This is a genomic window from Pseudonocardia sp. McavD-2-B (assembly GCF_024124365.1).
In the GTDB taxonomy this organism is placed as follows: Bacteria; Actinomycetota; Actinomycetes; order Mycobacteriales; family Pseudonocardiaceae; genus Pseudonocardia; species Pseudonocardia alni.
In genome coordinates this window covers 1-1,054 of record NZ_JAMXSG010000545.1, presented here as the reverse complement: position 1 = coordinate 1,054, position 1,054 = coordinate 1, and the positions used below count along the sequence as shown (strand labels likewise).

The 1,054-nt window shown below is 77.3% G+C and carries 2 protein-coding genes; both read left to right on the top strand.

The features are described 5' to 3' along the window. Positions 1-136 precede the first annotated feature (136 nt). Entirely contained in the window at positions 137-676 is a 540-nt protein-coding gene (gene idi / locus NH602_RS31035; RefSeq protein ID WP_062400875.1) for an isopentenyl-diphosphate Delta-isomerase, read from the top strand. 24 nt (positions 677-700) lie between these two features. Beyond that, positions 701-1,054, top strand: a 354-nt coding sequence (locus NH602_RS31030) for a small ribosomal subunit Rsm22 family protein (RefSeq protein WP_308292908.1), incomplete at its 3' end; no start/stop codon positions are given.

Below are 1,054 nucleotides of genomic sequence, written 5' to 3'. Positions count from 1 at the left end.
CTCGCGGTCGTCGCCGCGCACCTGCCGGGTGCCGCGCTCGGCGGCGCGGTCCGGCGCCGCGCAGCCGCCCGCCCCGGGGTGTGAGCCGGTACCGGCCGACGGGCCGCGGCCGCCGGGCTCCGGTAGACAGGACGGCATGGAACAGGTCGTGCTGCTGGACGACGACGGCAACCCGGTCGGCGTCGCGGACAAGGCCACCGTGCACGGTGCGAGCACCCCGCGGCACCTGGCGTTCTCCTGCTACGGCGTCGACGACGCCGGCCGGCTGCTGGTGACCCGGCGCGCCCGCACCAAGACCGCCTTCCCGCTGGTCTGGACCAACACCTGCTGCGGGCACCCCGCCCCCGGCGAGGACATGGCCGACGCGGTGCACCGCAGGCTGGCCGACGAGCTGGGCATCCGCGCGACCGAGCTGCGGATGGTGTTACCGGACTTCAGCTACCGCGCGTCGCAGGACGGGATCGAGGAGAACGAGCTCTGCCCGGTGTTCGTCGCCCGGATCAGCGGCGAGCCCGAGCCGCGCCCCGACGAGGTCGAGGACGTGGCCTGGTGGAGCTGGTCGCGCTTCCGCGCCGCCGCCGACGACCCGGCCTCCGGGCTGTCGCCGTGGGCGCGGATGCAGGCCCCGCTGCTCGACGTGCTGGCCGACCCGCTGCTGGTCGGCGCCCGGGGCTGAGCCCGGGACTGGTGGAATGGGCGGGTGGTCCCCGACCTGTCCCCCGACCTGTCCGGCGCACTCGGCGCCGCCCTCGACGACGCGCTCGACCGGGTCCCCGCCGCGCGGCTCGCGCCGGTGGTCGACCGGCTGATCCGCGACTACCGCAGCGGCACCGTGCCCACCGCGCCGATCCTGCGCACCGACGACGACGCGGCGGCCTACGCCGCCTACCGGATGCCCGCGACGCACGCGGCGGTCGTCGACGTGCTGGAGCGGGCCGCCGCGCGGGTGCCGGAGCCGGTGTCGCTGCTCGACCTCGGCGGGGGGACCGGTGCCGCGGTGTGGGCCGCGGCGCAGGTGTGGCCGTCGCTGGAGCGGGCCACGGTGCTGGAGGCC